The sequence below is a fragment of the Microcoleus sp. AT9b-C3 genome (assembly GCF_036705485.1).
Lineage (GTDB): Bacteria > Cyanobacteriota > Cyanobacteriia > Cyanobacteriales > Microcoleaceae > Microcoleus.
Genome location: NZ_JAUBUR010000001.1, coordinates 411,797 through 433,495 on the forward strand (window position 1 = coordinate 411,797; position 21,699 = coordinate 433,495).

The following is a 21,699-nucleotide window of genomic DNA, read 5'->3' on the forward strand; positions in this document are numbered from 1 at the left end:
ATATGACACCCAACGACGGAGGGTAAAAACCCGCCCCCACCCCACCCAAATATTAATAATTCATTGAATTTGACCAGATAAATTGATGTTATTTGGGGTTATTCGTAGGGTGGCGCAGGTTTTTACAGATTGTTTGTGGGTGACACAATTTCTGGTGAACCCGCCCCTACGAATTGATGTTGTTTGGGGTTGTTGGTGGGGTGGGGCGGGTTTTTACAGATTGTTTGTGGGTGACACAATCCCTGGTGAACCCGCCCCTACGAATCCTGTTTTTAGGATGGTAAATTAATCAACAATTTACTATTTCCTCTGTTCCCTCCTTTGCAAATCTCGCAATTGCTTCTCTACCTTTTGGGCCATTGGCAAATCTCCCAAAGTTGTATATCCATCTTTTGCCATTTGCAAATATTTCATAGCTTCCAGATTATTTCTCATCGCTGAATGAACTTGCCCCAATCCGTATCGAGCCGCTGTCAACTCCTCAATATCGTCAGGTTTCGCCGTATTAATCACCTTGGAATAGTAAACTTCAGCCTGGGGAACCAGTTGTAACTTTTCCAGATACAAATCGCCCAACGTGCGATAAATGGGCGGTGTTTCCACACCTGTTTCTTGTAAATTTTCTAAAATTTCTCTTGCTTCGGCAATCAAGTTTGTGTTAAGATAAACGCTAGAAATTGCTAATTTTTTGGCGTTTTCGTTAGGTACTTGTTTGTCGATCGCCCCAACCTCACTTTTCACCCTTTCCACCTCACTCTCATCCAGCAACGCAAACTCTGTATCTCCTTCTCCCACGGCACTTTCTGAAGAAGCACCCGTATTCGCCTCGACAATCAATCGGTACCTAACACCCGGTTTCAGCGCTGGTTCTCCCGGATACACAGCCTCAGTACCGCTAACAGTCATTTCCCAGTTTAATTTCGCTCCATTTTCGCGGAGGCTCAACTTATAGCTAGTAGCACCAGCAACCGGATTCCACCGCAAAATTGGCTTGCTGTCGAGCAATTTCGTGCGCCGCGGACTGATAATATAAGGAATTGGCGCGCTATTCCAAGCAATTTTACCGTCGCCGCGATCGGGACATTTAATCAAGTCGGCGCTGCAATCAGATTTCGACTCTTCTTTGGCTAACAAACAGCTATTCAATTGATTTTCACCCGGTGCGATCGACTTAATTCCCAAATCGGCACATTGGATCGTCAGTTGGGCGTTTGGTGCTGTTCGCAATTTGTCTCCCGGATAAATCAGCGTACCGCTGGTAGGGCGAACAATTCGGCCGTTTTGGCGATCGATCGCAACTTCTCCGCTAGTATGGATAATCAGTCCGTTGGATATTCTGTTACTGGCTGCTAGTGCGGTAGTCGCGATCGAGCTTAAAGCTATAAAAGTTGCAATCCTGATTTTCACTTGATATTTCCTTTTGCTTGTAAACGTTGCTGGGCAATCTGGATACATTCATCTTGTTTCGGCACGCGGTAATCTGAATATTTAAGCGCCTGATTCCAGGCTTCTAAGGCTGCTTGCGGCTTACCTTTGATTTCGAGTACCTGTGCTAAAAGGCATTGAGCTTCCGGGCTATCGCCTCTGAATCCTATTGCTATTCTTAAATCTGCTTCAGCCGCGTCATATTGCTTTTGTTTAAACCGCACCCAGCCCCGATTTTTAAAACAAGCGGCTTTTACTCCGTCATATTCAGTGTGTTCTAAACAGCGAGCAATAAATTTTAAAGCTTCTTGAGGTTGATTGTTGAGAATCAGCGATCGAGATAATTGAGAATTCGCCTCAGCAGAACCCCGCCGCGCTGCATCCTTCATTAATCTTTGCGCGCGATCTTTTTCATTCAACTCCTCATACAAACTAGCTAAGTTATAATGAGGTGTGGCATAATTTAAATTTAGTAAAGTTGCTAATTGGTAGCATCTTTCAGCGATCAATAGTTGATTCTGACGGTAGCTCGTATTTCCAATTTCATTGACAACCCGGCCAAGTATCGGGCCCATTAACATATAACTGATAGCGGTAATACCTAAACTTTTTGCCGCCCGCTGCATCCAATCAATTGGCAGAATTAAGGGTTGCTTGTTTGGTCGATCGCCCGCCACATCATGTGCCGCAGAAATTAAAGATTTAGTTGCGCCACCTCCCGGTAACGTTAGTTCCTCAAAATTTGGATGCTGACATAGTACCGGAATCCCGCTAGCGCCCGGAAATCGAGATTCCCAGTGCAGCAAATAATCCTTAGCTTTTCGCATTGCCAAAAACAAAGGATCTCCATCTGCTAAATATTTGAACAAAGACTTCACAAAATCGTGAGCAATTTGGTCGGGAATTGGTGCGCGCATCACAATTATTGACGGCAAAGGGTAGTTCTGGGCCACCAAGTCCGCCGCCAATCCCAAACTCGAACAGGAATTAAAGATTAGCAACTGCAAACCTTTGAAACTCGCTTGCTTTACACCTATTTTAAAATCTTCTACTTTGATAGTATTGTTGCCAGGATTTTGATTGATATGCAGCCGTCCGTTTGTAGCATTATCATCGCTATCGCTGTGTCCGGCAAAAAATAAAATTTGCCAGCCTTTTTCATCAAAAAGGCGATCGTTAAATTCTTCCTGTGTCGGGTTATCCAGCAATTCTAATTGACAGCGTTCGCCCAAACATTTTTCAATAATCCTTTTATCTTTTTTAACATCTATTCCCTTACTATTACCTAAAACACATAGAATTCTACCTCGCGAAGATAGATATGTTCCTGCTTTAGTTTCCTGTTGAGGAGGTATTGTATACTCTGACGGACTGCGGATGATTTCACTGTGGCGGTACTCTTCGCGAAAAATCCACGCATCCCAAGGCAACTCCGAAATCTGAGAATCATCGCACTCTAGAAATATTTGAACAACAGCTTCCGATGGATTGCCGATTTGTGTCCTGAGATTTACCTCAATGTTGCTGTAAAAATGGTCAGTCTTCAGCCATGTTTGTATATCTTTTTTTAAACCTTGATATATAGCATCAGGATTGCTTTCAGAAATGTGAGTTTTGCTTGCATGATTGACTTTAATTCGAGCAGCGCTTCTGCTAGATTGGAGTCCCGTACAAACAGCTTTCCATCTTCTGTGCAGCACCTCAACGTCTGGTGCTGGTGGCAAGCTTCCTTTGAATTGAATACTGATAGGTCTTGCTTGGTTTTTCAACTTCGCCGTGATGTGAGGAAATCCTTCTTGAAGATTTCCCGACCCTAAAGCCAATATGACAGTCCAGGTCATAAATTTGCTATGGTAACAGTAATGGCAAAATCATACCATAAAATTTTCTGTTATGCTCAAATCATCCAGCGCAAGTCGAATACTAAAACTTTCTTCGGGTTCCACGTGAAATTCCAGTGAAATACACTGATCTTGAACTGTCGATTCAACCTCATCTAAAATTTCTCCAGCATGAGATATTAACGACAATTTAAGGTGACGAGGCAAATAAAGATCGCCGATCGCCGGATGCAACTGGACGTGAACTCTGAGAGTGCGATCGCTCTCTTCGGCAATAGCCACCAACAAAGCAACAGTTGTCGTGCCCAAACGCATTCCCAAGTCAATCAATTTAGCCCGCGTCACATCAGCTTCGGGAAACCTATTGATGCTGCTTAGAGGGCCTTGCAAGGCAGATTCGGCTCTCGAATTTCCACCTCCTCGCAATGCCAAATGGGGGTTTTCTTCAGGAAAAATTAGGTTTTCTAAACTTTCTTTACCTTGCTCAATTTTCTGCCAACCTGTTTCTGCTGCATTCTTAAACCAATTGCCTAAATTAGATTTCACTGGGTTTTCAATTTCCGTAGGAGAAGCCTCCGGCTGCGGATTAAATATTGATTCAACTGACTCCCACTCTGATGAAAATATATTCTCCAGCCACAGACGCAGATTGATTTGAGATTCAGATATATGTTCCAGGTGGAGCAAGAAGTCATCGAGGGAATGCAACTCACTCAATACTAATTCGCCCGTACCTGCACTTGGGGAAAATCCCAGCAATCTTGCTTCCTTTTCATCCTCATCAATTTCTACTACAATATAACCGATGCGTTCATCCCTGGCTTCTATAGGAACCGGGCAGATTTCAGGTAAATTAGCCGCGGAATTTTTCTGGGCCTTTTCACCTTGCTTGTGCGCGCTTCTAAGTGGGCGACACTCAATTTTGCCCAACCCTTTAATATACAAATCTGCCACATTTTCAAAAAGGCGAATTACTGGATTCCAGCTATCGCCTTTAGTCAAGTCAGTTTCAATATCTAAAAGTTTTAAATAATCGCAAACTGCCAACACTGCCAAAGTGTTGAGATAAAGTTGTTCTACTTTTGGTGGATGGTTGTGTTCGGAAGCAAATTGCCATGCTAGACGAATTGCATTTTGGGTAATTGGCATTGGCAATGATTGGATTTCGGTAGTAATATTGTTCATTTTCCTACTTTAACTCCTTGTAAGATTAACAGTCATGATTGTCGCGAAATTCTTGCACATGAGGACGGCATTTGTTTTTCCAAAAGCCGTAGATTGTCTGATAAGCACAGCCATATTCTGCTGCCATTTGTGTAAAAGTTTTACCAGATAACAAACTTCTCAAGATAACTTGACAAGTTAGATCCTTCCGTCCTCGAATGTGTGCGTTTAACACCCCGTCAGGATTAGTTTCGATCCAGTTTTGAACTTCTTCAAAATATTGAATACATTCGATTATATGAGCTTCATTCTCAGCGGGTAACTCTTCAATTGTTTCAATCTGTTCTCCATCTTTGAATTTTTGGGAACCTCTAGATATCCTGCTATTTTCTTTATCTACTCTCAAAGCGCAATTTTGCAGCCGTCGCTTGAAATAATAATTGAACCAAGTGATGACGCTGCTTCGATCGCGATCGTACTGAGTGCCAGTGCGGGATTCCCACAAATTGCTAGAGAAAAACTCCCACTGTTCTTGCAAAGCGTCTTCATAGTAAGGTACGTTATCCTTATTCTTCCAGATCAGACCGGAGTCTGTCATTTTAATCACAAGCTGATTCACCAAACGTCTTCGCTTCCAAGGGTTCGAGGTTTCCTGACAAATTTGGGTGACAAGGCTGTCGAACTCTTGATATAGCAGTTGTCGATCGGATGGGTGGTCTTCCCCCTCGGAGGGGTTGTACTCATCATTCATAGTTCAGTGCGGCCGCAACTTTGTTCCTACATTTACTTATCAGGGTGAGTTGGGGAATTTTATGCGAAATTCTGAAAGTTTTTTGCAGCGGATGCTTGAAAGTCTTGCTGTGTGCTGGATTTGGCTGTGAAATTAAATGTAAATTTTTGTTAGGACTTACGCATCAAAACCAAAGAAACCGGGTTTTTGCGATTTTTGCCGTTTGTAACGAAGTATTCTGCGAAAAACCCGGTTTCTGACCACCCGTGCGTAACACCGATCGCCCTTAAATCCCAAAAACACCCGTTGTTCCGTACTTTCACCACTGTTTGCAAAACTTTACAAGAAAAACTTGAGAGTTTTGCATAAAACTACTGAGCTCACCCTGATAAATAAACGTAAGGGAAATTACGAAGTTCATCCCACTTGTTGAGATGTATTCAAAAGTCGCATCACCCGTAACTTCCCGATCGCAATCCGAACCAAATTCCCAACGGATATTGGAAAGGGCTTCTTCCGATGTTGGTTTAATCTATTTCCACGGTTGCATTTATTGAGTTGATTTGAACCGGTAATTGCGACGACAGAGTTGAAGTGCGATCGCACTTCGCGAGGCTTCAGTTTGGGTAAATGACGGATATACGACGGCTAGAGAGTACGAAAGTCCAGAAGTGCCGAAGTGCGATCGCGCTTGTCGATAGAGTCGCTTTGTCCATTTTCAGCACACATTGTATCTACCACGCGAGGACAACTATCATGGCTACTACTCCGGATTTTAAATTCCCACAAGTTTATAATCAACTCATTGAAGAAGGTGGTAAAAGCCGTGTGATTTTTATCAATGGTGAACCACTAGGAGCGCTTTCTGGAATTCAAGAAGCATGGACAGCTCTTGAGAATTCATTAAAATTAAATGATTCATCTTGGAAGCCTGATGCTCGGAGCAATCAAGGGTCTGTATGGTTTGATCCAGTCACTAATCCTAATCTGACACACTTTGGAATAGATTTTTATTGGGAAGTTAGTAAAGTTATTTTTCCAAATGCTGTATCAGCCGTCAAAAAAGAAGTAACTGATTATATCACAAGTTTTGGGCAAGACCCTATTGAGCCACTAGCAAGCATTTTTCAGTTACTTACCAATATTTATAGTCCTCAATAATTCACACAGGTTGTAAGCTCAAATCCTACGCTCTTGAATTATGTAACTTCTCATGTACCAATTCCCGATGTTCTTTTTGCTTTTAGTGGCGATGCAAAAGAACTACTCACCCAATAATATTTAACCGAAGATACTTCTGCAAGCTGGGGAGTTAATAGTCAATGGATAGAAGGCAATTATCCTACAACTGATTGGCTCAAAGTTCCTGCACAAGCAGGACAATATAAAAACTCTATAATTCTCATTCCCAATTCTCAGGGAAATTTTTTCGCTGAAGATGGATTACGAGATTTAGACACAAAAGGTTATTCGGTTGACTTTTCTCGCCTCAAAGTTATTGCCACAGCTTCGGAAACAAAATAGGCCGCTGTTAGTGAACCATATCCTACAAAAGAAGTGGCCGTTGATGGAGAGCCATTTGTGGTAATGCAAGCCAACCTTGATGCCAACTCTAAAATTGTAAATTTGTTAGAGTTTGGAGTAAAGTTTATTCAATTGGGGATGGGCAAGCACTCGTTTGTTGAAAACTATAGCAGTCACCCCAATCTAGTTAATGGATTTAAAGAACTGGTTTACGAACTGCACCCCAAAGGAGTTTATTTCCCGAAAGAGACAATAACTACAGATCCAACCATTTATGATGACTGGATCAAAGGAAATGGTGAGATTGAGGAGAACGCAACGATGTTTTACAAGGTGGAGATGACAGTAGCGACAATTTAACAGGTGATTCTGGCTTCGACTTTTTGGACGGCGGAACAGGAACAGGAAGTGATACTGCTAATTATTCCAGCAGCCCAATTGGAATTAAAGTTTGGGTCGATAAAGTTGATGACAAATTTGATGTTTACAAAGTCGAAGATGGCTTTGTTGTAAAAGGCCAGAAAACTGTAGACACTCTTGGAAATATCGAAATCATCAGCGGCTCAAATTTTGCCGCTCAAATGACCGGCGGTGACTACAGCGATATCTTCTAGGGCCAAGGCGAAAACGACCTTTTTTGGGGACAAAAAGGAGACGATACATTCTACGGTGGCACTGGTAATGACACAGCTTACGGCCGCGATGACAATGATGACCTTCGAGGTGATGAAGGCAGCGACGATTTAAGAGGAGAAAACGGCAATGACACCCTTGATGGCGGTAATGGCAACGACTTCTTAAATGGTGGCAGTGGCAATGACAGCCTGAACGGTAACGATGGCGATCACAGTCTCTACGGTGGCGAAGGTAACAACGTGCTCAAGGGTGGAAATGGCCAAGATTCGCTGATTGGAGGCAGTAGTTCCGACATATTTGTGCTATCACCAAGTTCGGGACTTGATAACATTTTCTACTTCCAAGCCGATCGCGATTACTTCGGACTCTCACAAAACCTCACTTTTGACCAATTGCAAATCGTTCAAGGCGGCGAAAATTATACTAACGATGCTTTGATTAGCATCGCAGGTACCGGCGAACATTTAGCTTGGGTGAAAGATACTCAATTTAGTGCGATCGACAGTTCTCGCTTTATTTCCATCACCCCCGGAGACCCACTGCCGGGAGTTTTCTCTACTCCTTCGCCTGTCGATTCTTTAACTGGCGAACCTGTTGATAGTGAGGATGATGAGTTGATTGATAACAGTTCTACCGCTGGCTTATCAAACACAACTGCAACAGTAATGAGTCAGCCAAACAGCACGACTACTGCATCAATTAGTCAGCAAAATACCACGACTACTGCACCAGCACATATCACCTTGCAACCATTACCAACAGCGACTAATCCAGATAATTTGACAGTAACTCCTGCCAATACTATCCCCGACGATATCTTGTTGAATGGCGGTGCAATTCCCACCATGATGACCTTTAGCGAAACTGATGATGACATCCTCATCTACGACACTAACAGCTTGTTGGGTTCTCTAACCAGCGCTCAAACTCAGCCAATTATTCCTTTGAACGGCACGACTGTTAATAGTGCCATTTCCCCAATTGCTAATACTTCTGTCAATGACAACACCCTCTTAGTTACTCCGGCTGCAAGTCCCAGCAATCCACTAGCAAATAGCGATTTGACTGGCATTTAGACCTTGTAGTAATTGTAGGTTTCGTTGAGGGCGATCGAATATATTAAAAACCCGGTTTCTTCAAGAAACCCGGTTTTTTGCAGTAATTTTGAGCATCTCTTTGTCTGAGGATCGGTGAAAGTATTGGGGGTGTTAGCTTGTCGCAGGGGGGCGATCGCTAGCGTCTATTGATTTTACCAATTAGTCTGATAAATTGGCTCAGGATCTTCACAAATAACTTTGCGATCGCATTAAACAGTGATGCAAACCCACTCGGAAAATCGCACCCCAACGACAATTTTCGATTGTCCCCTCCTGATAGATAACCTAGCGGTCTAACGACCCCGTTCACCCGCCTCTAACAACCTCTCGGACTCAGCCAACCAGTTGTATACGGTCGGTGTGCAACGGGATTGTTATACAGCGATGCGTCGATCCCAGAATCTACCAGTAAATTGTGTTCCACCTGTATTCCGACATCTATTATGCTGATTCGCCCGTATAGAGCAACTGCATGGCCATTTGTCTGTATTCATCCAAACCCGACTTGAGCGCAAATTCCGCAACGTCTATAGCAAAAGTGGCGTTGAGTTCAATCACATGGTCTGCCATCTTCGACCATGTGTGTCCACCTGCCTCTGCATATGCCGAGATTAACTTATTGAGAGCGTCTTGACCAAACGTGCGGTAATGGGCAACAAAATCTCTCGCTGGGTCAGCGACAGATGCCTCAGTCCAGTCGATAAATCCGGTCACTTGCGCTTGTGCATTAATCAGAATGTGACCAGCGTGTAAATCACCATGAGTTAAAACCGTTTCTTGCATCCAAATATCGTCGTCATGAAGCCAGGACTGCCAGCGTTTCCATAACGTCTGACCTACGTCAAATTCCCTTTTGACGGCATCCATTCTATGCTTCATCTCAACACGTACTTCCTGGGCAGTTTTCACAGGAATACCCGCTGCTCGTGCTTTCTCAACGCTAACTTGATGCAAGGAAACGATTCCCTTCGCTAACGACTCATGAAATTGATTAGGTACGTTCGCTAGGTCAATCTCCCACACATAAGCTTTTGCCTCTGGATCGATCGTGCCTGCTGGTACACCGTCTAATGCCCGATAAGCAATCAGTTCGTCGGTGCAAATCGTCCAACGTGGAACATCCACACTGAGAAGTGGAGCAATCAGTTCCAGCGTTTGTTTTTCCTTATCTACTGATGGCAGAACATCCTCTCGCCGAGGAAGACGTAAAATCCAGCGTACTCCATCTGCATCCGTTGCTAACACTACTTGAAAATCAAGACCCGATTCATTGAATTGAATGGAAGCTTCCTCAATCGCCAAACCGTTCTTATTAGCTAACTCCAGCACGTCTTGCCGTGATTTTACATTTTCGATCATGTCACTTACCACATACCATAATGCTCGATCTTAGCTGTATAACTTATAATTGTGTCGCAGATGCGGTACAATACTATTCCTAGTTGACTTATCCCGCACATCTGCGCTTTAACTCCGAACATTCTGAACAGCTTATTGTCTACCTTAACTCAACAAATAAACCACCCCGATCGCCCTGCTGATGAGAAAAAGTGGCATGATTTTGTAAACTTACGTAAATTACCTCGATAGATTTAAGATTTGAGATTTTGGAATTAACCTCACCCATTGCCAAATCCTCACATAATTTCATCAAAAATTACCTTTTCTGAAAAATCTTATTGCTCGAATGGCTCTACCAGAATAGCCTCTAAAATATAACGTGTAAGGAGCGCATATCTAGGGCTGTCGAGCGAAAACAATTTCCTCATATAATTGCTCGATCGGCAAACTTAGATTGATGCTTTGAAACTCAACCAGTTCGCCCTCCCGATAGCTCAAAATCACCCATTCACCAGCATCATTTTTATGATAAATATCGATTGCCACCTCATCAGAACTTGCTAATACATAATCGATAAGATTGGGGTTGCGCCGATACTTTTCAAACTTCTTCCCTCGATCGTAAGCTTCGGTGCTATCCCATAAAACCTCCACAATTAAGCAGGGATAAGTAATATAGATAGCATTTTCTCGATCTCGATTATCGCAAGTAACACTCACATCGGGATACGTATAGTTAGGAGTATTAAGAATGTTAACCTTTAAGTCTGAGTTAAAAACATTACAATTACTTCCCCGCAGATGAGATCTAATCGACAACAATAAATTTATAGCGATCGCACTATGATTTTGAGTGCCACCACTCATTGCATAAACCCGACCATCGATCAGTTCGTGTTTTTCTAGCTGCTTTTCTTCCCAAATAAAATACTCTTCTGGTGTAAAGTGCAGATCGTTCTCTCGTGCTGGTATCATCACAATACTCCATTAATCAAAAGTTAATAATACCAACTCACAACTCGATAAAAAGTGACACTATCTGGTAAACTTAAGTAAGTTACCTCGATCAATTTGAGCTTGGAGATGTGATATTTACGATCCTCTTTTATTTTCCTAGCAATTGTCGAACTTGTGCCAAGCCAAAATCGCCTGGAATGGATTGGACTGTGCCACTATCAATCTCGGCAATGCGGTCTTAAGCTTTCTGTACGCCCTCGTTCAAAACCTCTCGGTCGATATGTTCTGTCATGCTTTCTAGGATATTGTCGAGGAGGATAGCCTTGGCGGTATCGGGTAGGGCAGTTGCTTCGGAAATAAGCTGGTCTAGGGTTAGCATTGGATGATTTTGCTCCGAGGAAACGATCTGAATTCTAAATAGTCTAGATTAGCGTGAGACATAAAGCACCATCCATCACCGACGTGTTTTAGAACAAACGGACTTTTATTTTACACCCATCCATCACGCCACCAAGAGAAGCTGCTACGTTGTAACCAATGCGAATTCCAAATAACCGAGCATTTGGATGTCTTTCATTGACACTATTTGATGCGTGCAAGCCATTTTTGTCAATTTCGTAATCACCAGTCTCAATATCGATGATTACCATCTTACCAATATTTTCTCATGAGTGCCCAGAAACCGAGTTTTTTGCGAATAGTGGTAGGGTGCGTCAGTTGCGAAATTATGAATCATCACCAAAAATATAATTCTGACGCACCTTGAGTTTTGTGTGGTGCGTTAGCTATTAGATTTTTAGTTTAAACCGAAAATAATCATAGCTGACACACCCTACTAATAACTTTTGTGGAACAGGCATCTTGCCCGTTTCTGAAAAATGTAAAATGTTGTTACAAGTAACTTGACACCAGTGACTAGATCCATTTCCCACTGACTATAATTGGAAAAAAATCATTTGTTAGGGGAAATTCCATGCAGAAACTAACTCGAATTTTATTCACTACAGCTTTAACCCTAAGTATCTTGTGTTCCCCCACAGCAGCTTTTGCTAAAGCCAAAATTCAGATAGCAATCCTTTTAGATTCTAGTAATAGCATGGATGGATTGATTGACCAGACTCGTACTCAACTTTGGCAAATTGTGAATTTTTTAACTAAAGTAACCAAAGATGGCGAAGTGCCAGAGTTAGAGGTTGCCCTTTACCATTATGGTAATGACACTTTACCTTCTTCAGAAGGTTTTGTCAGATTATTAACTGGATTTACGCCGGAATTAGATTTAGTTTCCGAAAAGCTATTTAGTATCAAAACCAACGGCGGTCAAGAATATGCTGGCTGGGTAATTCGTTCGGCAATGCAAGAATTAAACTGGAGTAAAAATCAGGAAGATTTTCGCGTGATTTTTATTGCGGGTAATGAACCATTCGATCAAGGCCCAATAGTTTGGAATCAATCGGTGAATCTCGCTGTCAAAGGAGATACCCTCGTTAATACAATCTACTGTGGTTTAGCCGAAAGTCAGGAGCGAAGACTTTGGGCATCAGGAGCAGAGTTAGCAAAAGGCAGTAGCTTCAACATTAATCAAAACCAACAAATTGTGGTAATTAAGTCTCCTTACGACGACGAAATTTATACTTGGAATACTAAACTAAATGAAACCTACATTCCCTACGGTAGAGAAGGAAGAGTAGGACAACAACGTCAGGCTGTTGAAGATAGTAATTCTGGCACAAGTTTTGCTTCGCGTAGCGCGTCCAAAGCTTCTGAATACTATGATAATGCTTCTTGGGACTTGCTGGATGCTCTAGAAAACGGAACAGTTAAACTAGAGGCAATATCAGATGATAATTTACCAGAAATCATGCGAGGGATGACACTAACAGAAAAAAGAGCATATGTAGCTGGAAAGAAAACCGAAAGAGAGGCAATAAAAAAGACGCTCCGCGACTTATCTCAAAAGCGTACAGCATATATTGAACAACAGCGCCAATCTAGTACCAATAGCGGTGAGAATACTCTCGAACTCGTAATAATTCAAAGTCTCCGCCAGCAATTAGCCGCTAAAGGATTCAAGCTTAATTAAAAAAACGCAGACGAAATTTCATCTGCGTTCATCTGTGTTTATCTGCTAATATCTGCGGTCAAAAAATCCCAATATAATATCATGTGGGGTCGATCGACCACGCTCAAAAGCCGGGGCGGGTTTACAGAATCTCTCGTTTCTCTTGTAGATATTGGTGAACCCGCCCCTACAGGAATTATGGTCAACTCACCTGACTTGATATAACTACTTTGCCGCAGGTAAAGATAACTGAGGAGAAGTTTTAGGATAGCTTCCATTCTCAGGAATCGCAGCGGGTTCGGAGGAAAGCAAAAATTCGCGAATTACCCTAGCAACTGCTCTTTGAGCTAAACCGCCGACTACTTTCTGGCCCATGTTCTGCACTTCCGGTTTCACCAACAACTGCGGCAGTAGCTGCAATACTTTCATCGTGTCAAAACCGGGAGTTGATTGCAAAATATCCCAAATCCGCTTGATGTGTTCTAAGTTTTTTTGTTCAGTTTGTGAAACCACAGGTTGATTTGCCTTGACTCCAAACCATTCGCCGACTACAGATTTAGCGTTAGCAAAGGCGTTGCTGGAAAGTGTGTCGAGACTCTTGACTAATTCCAGGACAATACGATCGCGAATGAAATCTCCTCTTTCGGAAAATAAATATTCTAAAGCTTGGTTCAAGATTTTGCTGACATCGTAATCATCGCTCTCGCGGGCATTGTTGAGCAAGTTTTCTAAGCGGTTCCAGCGGAATTCGCCTTGTTTGAACAGCAAATCTTGCAGGGATGCTCTCAGTTCCGGTGCGGGGTCGCTCAATAGCCGTTTTGCAACGTAAGGATAAGCTTTGCTCAACACTTTGAATTCGGGGTCAACGTTGATGGCAATCCCTTCTAATGTGACGAGCGATCGAATAATCAAAGCATAGTAAGCTGGAACTCGGAAAGGATATTCGTACATCACCGCCGAAAGTTCGTCAGTAATGCTTTTGAAATTGAGTTCGGCAACGCTAGCACCCAAAGCATTGTTAAATACGCCCGCCAAAGCTGGAATAATGGGGGTTAAATCGGTGTCGGGAGTTAAAAATTCCAACTTGACATAATCTTTTGCCAAACCTTCAAAGTCGCGGTTCACCAAATGCACCACAGCTTCTAACAAGCCGTATCGCTGATAAGGTTTCACTTCGCTCATCATCCCGAAATCGAGATAAGCCAACTGACCGTCAGGAGTTGCCAAAAGATTGCCGGGATGCGGGTCAGCGTGAAAGAAACCGTGTTCTAGGAGTTGTCTGAGAGAGCACTGCACCCCCACTTCAATTAAGTAAGGAGCATCGATTCCTTGAGCTTTAACGGCTTCTAAATTCGTAAGTTTGATGCCGGTGATCCACTCCATTGTTAAGACGCGGCGGCGGGTATATTCCCAGTAGATGCTGGGAACATAAATGTCTTTGATGTGGCCGTAGAGTTGGGCAAACCGTTCGGCATTTTGTCCTTCGTGGGTGTAGTCCATTTCTTCGTAAATGCGCTCGCCCAACTCGTCCATAATGCTTGCGAGGTCACTGCGAATTATTTTGAAGTTGTTTTGTGCCCAAACTGCAACGCGCCGCAGGATGTAGATATCTAAGCCGATGTTTTCGGCTAAACCGGGTCGCTGGACTTTGATTGCGACTGTTTCTCCGGTTTTGAGTTTGCCTTTGTAGACTTGTCCGAGAGATGCTGCGGCGATCGGATCGGGGCTGATTTCTGCGTAGATGTCTTTGGGGTGGGCGCCCAATTCTTCTTGGATGAATTGATATGCTACTTCGTTGGGAAATGCTGGCAATTGGTCTTGCAGCGTTGTTAGTTCTTCTAAATATACTGGCGGTACTAAGTCGGGCCGTGTTGAGAGTGCTTGTCCGATTTTGATGAAAGCTGGGCCGAGTTGGGCCAGAATTTCTCGCAGTCGGACGGCGCGACGCTTTTGGTTGGTGGCGGTACGACCTGTTTTGCCGTCGAACCACACACTGAAGGCAAAGCTAAAAAATGTCCAAACAACGCTCGACAGCCTTCCCCAGACTTGTAGAGGTCGATTTCGGTACTCGGCTGCGATCGCCACTGGATCGTACCGAACAGCATCTCCGGCCAACTCGAAAGCTATGTCTCTGGCTGATTTGAGCCGATCGCCCGTTACGACCTCGGTCTCTAGTGATACTGGTACTGCTTGCAGGGGAATTGTATTTACATCTTGGAAATTGCCGAGTACAGCCTGAGTCCCTGAATTTACATAAGTTTGCGGGGAGGCTGGCGATACTGTCTTGACATTCATAAATCAGACCTAGTGTGAAGCATTGTAAATATATTGTAACAATTTAAGGAAGAAGACCCTTCTTCCTTCTTATATACTTACTCGCCGCTGGATCTTTTGAGTCGATCGCGAATGCCTGACAATTGCGATTGGCTGCTGACGGGCGATCGAGGTTGGGGCATTTCGGTATCGGGCCAGTTCGGTAAGTCGTAACAGGGACAGGACTCCGGTGGCATTCCGGTTTGTTTGAACACTACGGGCATAGCACAGCGCGCACAGCCACTGATTTCCCATTCCGGTGTCAGCAGTTGGGCAATTGTTTCGTTTGTGCCTTGCAGGTAGCAGTCTCCGCTGTCGGGGGAGATGATTTTTTGCCAGCACTCTTCAAATTCCTGGCTGTAGCGATCGCCCGCATTTACCGATTGGGGCAGCAGCGCTTTGGAACCGTTGCGAATTAATACTTTTTTGCCTAACTGAAACCAGTAAGCAATATATTTTCTTACTTCACGCTCTGATGCCATAACTTTTAGTCTACCCTTCAACTAATTGATTATTTTAGACTTTCAATTTAAAATTAGCACTCTTTCTTAAGAGACATTTTATCTTTTACATTATTTTCAAATTTGGCTATTCCTCCTGTCAAATTGTTGTGTCAAATTGTTGGGCTGTTCCTCCTAGGGAGTATGTTTTTGGACTAATTTATGTGACTCTTGAGTTTTCAATCTTTGTTAAAATTATACCTGATTTTCAGTTAAAATTGTCTGTCGGGAAACCGAGATGTTTTCTCTCTTGTCGATCGCGACTCCGGCTGTTAATTTTTCGCTACGGGCGGCAGCGGGGTACCCAGAGCCCTTAGATCCAAAGCGTAACCTCCGGTGGCGAGATAAACATTATCGGCGATCGCCCCGATGTGGCGGACGAGAGTGCCGAGGCGATCGCGAAACAGCCTCCCCGCCGGATAAGCAGGCACAACGCCCCATCCGGTTTCTTCCCCTACCAAAATTACATCAGCCGCCGCCGACTTCAAACAGGCTAGCAAATCTTGCTGCGTAGTCGCCCAAACAGCAGCTTCTTGTTCCAAAAGATTTGCCGTCCAAGTTCCCAGGGAATCAATCAACAAGCAATCTGAGGGATTGCTGGCTTGCACAACTGCCGATAATTCGATCGGCACTTCTAGAGTTGTCCAATCAACTGGACGGCGATTTCGGTGCCGATCGAGGCGACGAATCCACTCCAAATCCGTTTCATCAACCCGACCGGTAGCCACATAGATTACTTGTTTTCCAGAACTCGCCGCCAGAGTTTCAGCCCATTCACTTTTGCCGCTTCTGGCCGGCCCAGTTACTAAGATTAATTGTCTAGATGTGGTGCGTTCTGAGTTAGTCATTAGTCAGTAGATTTTAGATTTTAGATTTTAGATTTTAGATTTACTCCACAACAAATGATTTTGGGAGATTGAAGTTTGGTTAAAATTTTTGGGCTGCTGGCGACTAATGTCGCGGGCTTGTCTGCCTTCTTTGGGCGGGGTCACATACAAAGGATTAAACATAATTCCCAATTGCCAATTCCCAATTACCAATTACCAATTATGATTTAAACGCCCAACTACCAAATGCTTTTTAAGCGATAATAGCATTGATGAGACAATATCAGAGTAAGTCGATCGAGAACCCCCGTATTTCCCAAGCTGTTATTTATGCCAGATCATCCTCAGATATCAGCAATTATTTGCACCCACAATCGCGCCGCCTATTTAGGTGGGGCGATCGACAGCTTGCTGGTACAGGATTTTCCCGACAACTTTGAAGTAGTAGTAGTGGATAACGCTTCTAGCGATTATGCAAGCCCCGAAAGTTCGATTTCGCGCACCCGCGAGGTGGTAGAAGCAAGACAGGGGGATGGCCGCCTCAAGTACGTCTGGGAACCCGAAATCGGTTTGTCACTAGCCCGGAACACCGGCGCTAAGCAAGCTCGCAGTGAAATATTAGCTTATCTCGACGACGACGCTATTGCTGAGCCGAATTGGCTCAGGGTGCTGCACAGCGCTTATCAAAGCAATCAAAAACTCGCCGTAGCTGGAGGCAAAGTCAATTTGCTCTGGCCTTGTGGAGTCAGCCCGCCCGAATGGCTGTCACCGGGATTAGCCCAGAACTTGGGATCATACGATTTAGGCGATAATTGCCTGTACGTGACTGCTGCAGGTTTGACTCCCAGGGGAGTAAACTACTCAATCCGGCGCGCTTTTCTCGAACAAATTGGCGGCTTCGATGTCAAACTCGGTAGAGTCGGCAAAAAGTTGCTGTCAAATGAAGAGTTGCGAACCACAGAATTAGCTTTAGAGTTAGGTTGGCAAGTAGTTTATCTACCGGAGGCCCTGGTGCTTCACCATGTCGCAGCAGAAAGGCTCAACAAAGCTTGGTTTCTAGAGCGCGGGTGGTGGCAAGGCATCAGCGAGTGTTATCGCGAACAATTGTCCGATCGAGCCGGTATTGCTCAGCTTGGGCGGGGGGGTGAAAGAATATTGAGGGGTGTCTGGAAGTCTTTTAAATATATTAGAGATCCAGGGCTGCGCTTTGAAAATTTCGTTTTTGCCTGGGGTCAAATCGGTTATTTGAGCGCAGCCATCCGCGGCCTAATTTTTGCACCCAAATCGACCAGCAGGCATTAGGCTATAGGCAATATCCCTCGCTGTTCAAGTCGTCGGCCCTGCTGTGCCGATCGCACTTCATCCACCAAAACTCGACCGCATTTAGGTTCAAGCACTCGATTATGACATCTAGTTCATCCAAGATTCCGGTTTCAGTTCTCATTCCGGCAAAAGACGAAGAACTTAATCTACCTGCGTGTCTGGCCAGCATTGCCAGGGCGGATGAGGTTTTCATGGTTGATTCCCAAAGCAGCGATCGCACGGTGGAAATTGCCATCAGCACCGGCGCAAAAGTAGTGCAGTTTTACTTTGACAACCGCTGGCCGAAAAAGAAAAATTGGTCTTTGGACAATCTGCCCTTTCGCAACGAATGGGTATTAATTGTCGATTGCGACGAGCGCATTCCCCCAGAACTTTGGGACGAAATCGCGCAGGCGATCGAAGACCCCAATTTTGACGGCTACTACCTAAACCGCAAAGTCTTCTTTTTAGGTCAGTGGCTGCGTTACGGCGGCCGATATCCCGACTGGAATTTGCGTTTGTTCAAGCATCAAAAAGGCCGTTACGAAAATCTCGGCACTGAATCCGTCCCCAATACTGGCGACAACGAAGTTCACGAACACGTCATTTTAGCTGGTCAAGTCGGCTACTTAAAAAATGACATGATCCACGAGGATTACCGCGATTTATTTCACTGGATAGAACGGCACAACCGCTATTCTAATTGGGAAGCTCGCGTTTATTACAATATTATTGAAGGGCGCGACGACAGCGGTACTATTGGCGCTCACTTATTTGGAGATGCAGTGCAGCGGAAACGCTTTCTCAAAAAAGTTTGGGTGTGGCTGCCTTTTAAACCAATGCTCAGATTTATGTTATTTTACTTCATTCAGCTCGGCTTTTTGGATGGAAAAGCTGGCTATATTTATGCAAGGTTATTGAGTCAATATGAGTATCAAATTAATGCAAAACTTTATGAATTGCGTTGTTGTGGCGGTCAGTTGAATGTGGCCGAATCTCAACCGCCTCTGTCGCCACCAGTAGTTATCACTCAGGAGACAGAAGTGAAATTGCCGTAATAGTAGGTATGAAATTTTAACCGCAGATGGCGGCGGATTGACGCAGATGAACGCCGATAAATGTTGATTTGGGTTAAGTGCGATCGCCCTTATTTTATCGAATGGGCGATCGCGCTTTTCCTTCCTTTCCTTAAACCAGCATAAAATTAGCCGATGTTATCGCATTGGCACTCACTCCAATCATCACACCTAACTGCTCCCCTGTCAAGAGGTTTTTGATGATAGTTCCCTGAGTATTTTGAGTTATTTCTAACTGACCAAAACTCAAGCCACCGCTTAATCCAATCAAATCTTGACCCAGAGTAAAATCAGCGATTATATCAAATCCTTCACCAGCTTTTAAGGCAAAGATATCGTTGCCGCTACCGCCAATCAAACTATCATTGCCCATGCCTCTGTCCAGGAGATCGGCTCCTTTGCCACCCGTGAGAGTATCGTTATCTGCGCCTCCGAACAGAGTATCATTTCCGGCACACCCTCCCAGGATATCTGCTCCTTCATCACCGTTGATTAAGTCATTACCTTCACCGCCGCATATCGCAGCAGAAACTAACAGCAAAACAGGGAGGCGAAAGCCTCCCTGTGATGACTTAGCGTATAGTGTATTCGCCAGCAATCTTACAAGAAAGAGCTACTATTAAGAGCCGTTGGATTCAGATTATAAAGCACTCCCAAGTAGTCATTACCCGATTTAATCACCGTTGATGCTACAGCATTTGCACCATCTAAGATGACATTAACTGACTCAAAAGTTAGTTGACTGAAAGTGGCACCAATCAACTTGATTTTATCATCCGCAGTGAAGTCAGTAATCACATCAGCTTGAGAAGGGTTAGTAGCCGTATATTGTAAGACAAAGCTATCCTTTCCTGCACCACCTGTGAGTACATCGAAACCTCGATCACCCCACAATTCATCATCCCCATTTCCACCAATCAAGACATCATTTTCCTTACCGCTGCGTAAGAGATCGTTACCCTCGCCACCAGTGAGAGTATCATTGCCATTATTTCCACTCAAGAAGTCATTCCCATTACCACCAGACAATTGATCCGATTTTTTCCCCCCAAACAAGTTATCGTTCCCATCACCGCCATCAATGGTATCAGCGCCTTGGTTACCATAGATAGTGTCATTATCGGCACTTCCCGTCAAGTTATCATTACCTGATAACCCGAATATAGGTTGACCAAAAGCTGATTGTGGGATACTGGTGTCATCATTATCAGTCAGTAGATATTGGTTATCTACCACTTGATTTTGTGGGAAATTAGTTGGTTCGCCGCGATTGATATTATTGACTGATGGCGTGTTAATTACGATCGCCGTGGGTGTCGGTGTTGGTGTTACTGATGGTGTTGGTGTTGGTGTTACTGATGGTGTGGGTGTCGGTGTCGGTGTTACCGTTGGTGCTGATATTACCGTTGGTGCTGGTGTTACCGTTGGTGCTGGTGTTACCGTTGGTGCTGGTGTTACCGTTGGTGCTGGTGTTACCGTTGGTGTCAGTGTTACCGTTGGTGTCGGTGTTACCGTTGGTGCGGGTGTATTGACATTAACTTGGAAGACATCACTGATAGCAGCTTTCCCATCAGAAGCACTGACTTTTACCTTCAAATTCCCCACATCTGCCGTTGCAGGTGTTCCACTTAAAGTCTGAGTTGCAGAGTCAAATGTTAACCAAGTCGGTAAAGCAGTTCCGTCTTCCTTGGTTGCGGTGTAAGTTAAAGGATCATTTTCAGCATCGGTAAATGTACCCGCTGGTACTGTATAACTAAATGCTGTGTTCACCGTAACTGATTTATCGGTAATTGCAGTAGCTACGACAGGAACAGTATTCGGTTTATCGGTAATCGTTAAGAGGAAAGTATTGCTAGTAGCAGCTTTCCCATCAGAAGCACTGACTTTTACCTTCAAATTCCCCAGATCCGCCGTTCCAGGTGTGCCACCAAAGATGCCTGTTGCGGGGTCAAAAGTTAACCAAGTCGGTAAAGCGGTTCCGTCTTCCTTTGTTGCTGTGTAAGTTAAAGGGTCATTTTCAGCATCGGTAAATGTACCCGCTGGTACTGTATAACTAAATGCTGTGTTGAGCGTGGCTGATATATCGTTAATCGCACTAGCTACAACCGGAGCAGTATTTGCGTTATCGGTAATCGTCAAGATGAAAGTATTGCTGATAGCAGCTTTCCCATCAGAAGCACTGACTTTTACCTTCAAATTCCCCAGATCCGCCGTTGCAGGTGTGCCGCCAAAGATGCCTGTTGCGGGGTCAAATGTTAACCAAGTCGGTAAAGCGGTTCCGTCTTCCTTGGTTGCTGTGTAAGTTAAAGGATCGTTTTCAGCATCGGTAAATGTACCCGCTGGTACTGTATAACTAAATGCTGTGTTCACCGTAACGGATTTATCGGTAATTGCAGTAGCTACGACAGGAACAGTATTCGGTTTATCGGTAATAGTTAAGAGGAAGGTATTGCTAGTAGCAGCTTTGCCATCAGAAGCACTGACTTTGACTTGTAAGTTACCGATATCTCCCGCTGCAGGTGTGCCGCCAAAGATGCCTGTTGCGGCATTAAATGTTAACCAAGTCGGTAAAGCGGTTCCGTCTTCCTTGGTTGCTGTGTAAGTTAAAGGATCGTTTTCAGCATCGGTAAATGTACCCGCTGGTACTGTATAACTAAATGCTGTGTTCACCGTGACTGATTTATCGGTAATTGCAGTAGCTACGACAGGAACAGTATTCGGTTTATCGGTAATAGTTAAGAGGAAGGTATTGCTAGTAGCAGCTTTGCCATCAGAAGCACTGACTTTGACTTGTAAGTTACCGATATCTCCCGCTGCAGGTGTGCCGCCAAAGATGCCTGTTGCGGCATTAAATGTTAACCAAGTCGGTAAAGCGGTTCCGTCTTCCTTGGTTGCTGTGTAAGT

At 44.1% G+C, this 21,699-nt stretch carries 20 protein-coding genes and 2 pseudogenes; 7 read left to right on the top strand and 15 right to left on the bottom strand.

Annotation, left to right across the window (positions count from 1 at the left end; all coding sequences use genetic code 11):
- Positions 1 to 300: 300 nt before the first annotated feature.
- Genes QUB77_RS01740 through QUB77_RS01755 form a run of 4 tightly spaced genes read right to left on the bottom strand, consistent with a single transcriptional unit; the run spans position 301 to position 5,181 of the window.
- Positions 301 to 1,407, bottom strand: coding sequence for a hypothetical protein (locus QUB77_RS01740; RefSeq protein ID WP_333169917.1), 1,107 nt, complete (start codon positions 1,405 to 1,407; stop codon positions 301 to 303).
- Positions 1,404 to 3,266 carry a CHAT domain-containing protein gene (locus tag QUB77_RS01745; RefSeq protein ID WP_333169918.1) on the bottom strand — a complete coding sequence of 621 codons (1,863 nt, stop codon included), beginning with the start codon at positions 3,264 to 3,266 and terminating at the stop codon, positions 1,404 to 1,406. The genes QUB77_RS01740 and QUB77_RS01745 overlap by 4 nt, the downstream gene beginning before the upstream one ends.
- A gap of 30 nt (positions 3,267 to 3,296) precedes the next feature.
- Entirely contained in the window at positions 3,297 to 4,451 is a 1,155-nt protein-coding gene (locus QUB77_RS01750) for a DUF1822 family protein (protein WP_333169920.1), read from the bottom strand.
- Positions 4,452 to 4,476: 25 nt separating this feature from the next.
- Positions 4,477 to 5,181, bottom strand: coding sequence for a hypothetical protein (locus QUB77_RS01755; RefSeq protein ID WP_333169921.1), 705 nt, complete (start codon positions 5,179 to 5,181; stop codon positions 4,477 to 4,479).
- A 735-nt stretch (positions 5,182 to 5,916) separates the two neighbouring features.
- On the opposite strand from QUB77_RS01755, the gene QUB77_RS01760 reads away from it, so the two are divergent.
- The 4 genes and pseudogenes from QUB77_RS01760 to QUB77_RS01775 form a co-directional block, all read left to right on the top strand.
- On the top strand, positions 5,917 to 6,321 hold the full coding sequence (locus QUB77_RS01760; RefSeq protein WP_333169922.1) for a hypothetical protein: 405 nt from the start codon (positions 5,917 to 5,919) through the stop codon (positions 6,319 to 6,321).
- A gap of 396 nt (positions 6,322 to 6,717) precedes the next feature.
- Positions 6,718 to 7,044 carry a hypothetical protein gene (locus QUB77_RS01765; protein WP_333295803.1) on the top strand — a complete coding sequence of 109 codons (327 nt, stop codon included), beginning with the start codon at positions 6,718 to 6,720 and terminating at the stop codon, positions 7,042 to 7,044.
- A 23-nt stretch (positions 7,045 to 7,067) separates the two neighbouring features.
- Positions 7,068 to 7,298, top strand: a complete 231-nt coding sequence (locus QUB77_RS01770) for a hypothetical protein (RefSeq protein WP_333169924.1) — start codon at positions 7,068 to 7,070, stop codon at positions 7,296 to 7,298.
- A gap of 12 nt (positions 7,299 to 7,310) precedes the next feature.
- Positions 7,311 to 8,396: pseudogene (locus QUB77_RS01775) on the top strand (hypothetical protein); the annotation flags it as partial.
- Between the two features lie 462 nt (positions 8,397 to 8,858).
- Here the strand turns inward: QUB77_RS01775 and QUB77_RS01780 are convergent.
- The 4 genes from QUB77_RS01780 to QUB77_RS01795 form a co-directional block, all read right to left on the bottom strand.
- Positions 8,859 to 9,776: a macrolide 2'-phosphotransferase gene (locus tag QUB77_RS01780; protein WP_333169925.1), complete on the bottom strand. Its 918-nt coding sequence runs from the start codon at positions 9,774 to 9,776 to the stop codon at positions 8,859 to 8,861.
- Between the two features lie 378 nt (positions 9,777 to 10,154).
- On the bottom strand, positions 10,155 to 10,733 hold the full coding sequence (locus tag QUB77_RS01785; RefSeq protein WP_333169927.1) for a Uma2 family endonuclease: 579 nt from the start codon (positions 10,731 to 10,733) through the stop codon (positions 10,155 to 10,157).
- A gap of 220 nt (positions 10,734 to 10,953) precedes the next feature.
- Positions 10,954 to 11,094: a hypothetical protein gene (locus QUB77_RS01790; protein ID WP_333169929.1), complete on the bottom strand. Its 141-nt coding sequence runs from the start codon at positions 11,092 to 11,094 to the stop codon at positions 10,954 to 10,956.
- An 88-nt stretch (positions 11,095 to 11,182) separates the two neighbouring features.
- Positions 11,183 to 11,365: a hypothetical protein gene (locus tag QUB77_RS01795; protein ID WP_333169930.1), complete on the bottom strand. Its 183-nt coding sequence runs from the start codon at positions 11,363 to 11,365 to the stop codon at positions 11,183 to 11,185.
- A gap of 323 nt (positions 11,366 to 11,688) precedes the next feature.
- Here QUB77_RS01795 and QUB77_RS01800 point away from each other — a divergent pair, with 323 nt between their 5' ends.
- Complete coding sequence (locus QUB77_RS01800) at positions 11,689 to 12,798, top strand: hypothetical protein (protein WP_333169931.1); 1,110 nt, start codon at positions 11,689 to 11,691, stop codon at positions 12,796 to 12,798.
- A 204-nt stretch (positions 12,799 to 13,002) separates the two neighbouring features.
- Here QUB77_RS01800 and QUB77_RS01805 read toward each other — a convergent pair whose 3' ends face one another.
- From QUB77_RS01805 to cobU, 3 genes are all read right to left on the bottom strand, one after another.
- A complete protein-coding gene (locus QUB77_RS01805; RefSeq protein WP_333169932.1) occupies positions 13,003 to 15,072 on the bottom strand; it encodes an AarF/ABC1/UbiB kinase family protein in 2,070 nt (689 codons plus the stop codon).
- A 77-nt stretch (positions 15,073 to 15,149) separates the two neighbouring features.
- On the bottom strand, positions 15,150 to 15,572 hold the full coding sequence (locus QUB77_RS01810; protein WP_333169933.1) for a hypothetical protein: 423 nt from the start codon (positions 15,570 to 15,572) through the stop codon (positions 15,150 to 15,152).
- Positions 15,573 to 15,862: 290 nt separating this feature from the next.
- Positions 15,863 to 16,438: a bifunctional adenosylcobinamide kinase/adenosylcobinamide-phosphate guanylyltransferase gene (gene cobU, locus QUB77_RS01815; RefSeq protein WP_333169934.1), complete on the bottom strand. Its 576-nt coding sequence runs from the start codon at positions 16,436 to 16,438 to the stop codon at positions 15,863 to 15,865.
- 309 nt (positions 16,439 to 16,747) lie between these two features.
- Here cobU and QUB77_RS01820 point away from each other — a divergent pair, with 309 nt between their 5' ends.
- On the top strand, positions 16,748 to 17,719 hold the full coding sequence (locus QUB77_RS01820; RefSeq protein ID WP_333169936.1) for a glycosyltransferase: 972 nt from the start codon (positions 16,748 to 16,750) through the stop codon (positions 17,717 to 17,719).
- A 1-nt stretch (position 17,720) separates the two neighbouring features.
- Here the strand turns inward: QUB77_RS01820 and QUB77_RS01825 are convergent, their stop codons facing one another.
- Positions 17,721 to 17,933, bottom strand: a complete 213-nt coding sequence (locus tag QUB77_RS01825) for a hypothetical protein (protein WP_333169952.1) — start codon at positions 17,931 to 17,933, stop codon at positions 17,721 to 17,723.
- Between QUB77_RS01825 and QUB77_RS01830 the strand changes: the two genes are divergently transcribed.
- Positions 17,860 to 18,777, top strand: coding sequence for a glycosyltransferase family 2 protein (locus QUB77_RS01830; protein ID WP_333169951.1), 918 nt, complete (start codon positions 17,860 to 17,862; stop codon positions 18,775 to 18,777). The two genes, QUB77_RS01825 and QUB77_RS01830, sit on opposite strands and share 74 nt — an antisense overlap.
- 130 nt (positions 18,778 to 18,907) lie before the next feature.
- Here the strand turns inward: QUB77_RS01830 and QUB77_RS01835 are convergent, their stop codons facing one another.
- The 3 genes and pseudogenes from QUB77_RS01835 to QUB77_RS31640 all read right to left on the bottom strand — a co-directional run.
- Positions 18,908 to 19,393, bottom strand: a complete 486-nt coding sequence (locus QUB77_RS01835; protein ID WP_333169938.1) for a hypothetical protein — start codon at positions 19,391 to 19,393, stop codon at positions 18,908 to 18,910.
- Positions 19,394 to 19,395: 2 nt separating this feature from the next.
- A complete protein-coding gene (locus QUB77_RS31635) occupies positions 19,396 to 20,031 on the bottom strand; it encodes a calcium-binding protein (protein WP_445251708.1) in 636 nt (211 codons plus the stop codon).
- Between the two features lie 303 nt (positions 20,032 to 20,334).
- Positions 20,335 to 21,699, bottom strand: a pseudogene (locus tag QUB77_RS31640) (putative Ig domain-containing protein); the annotation flags it as partial.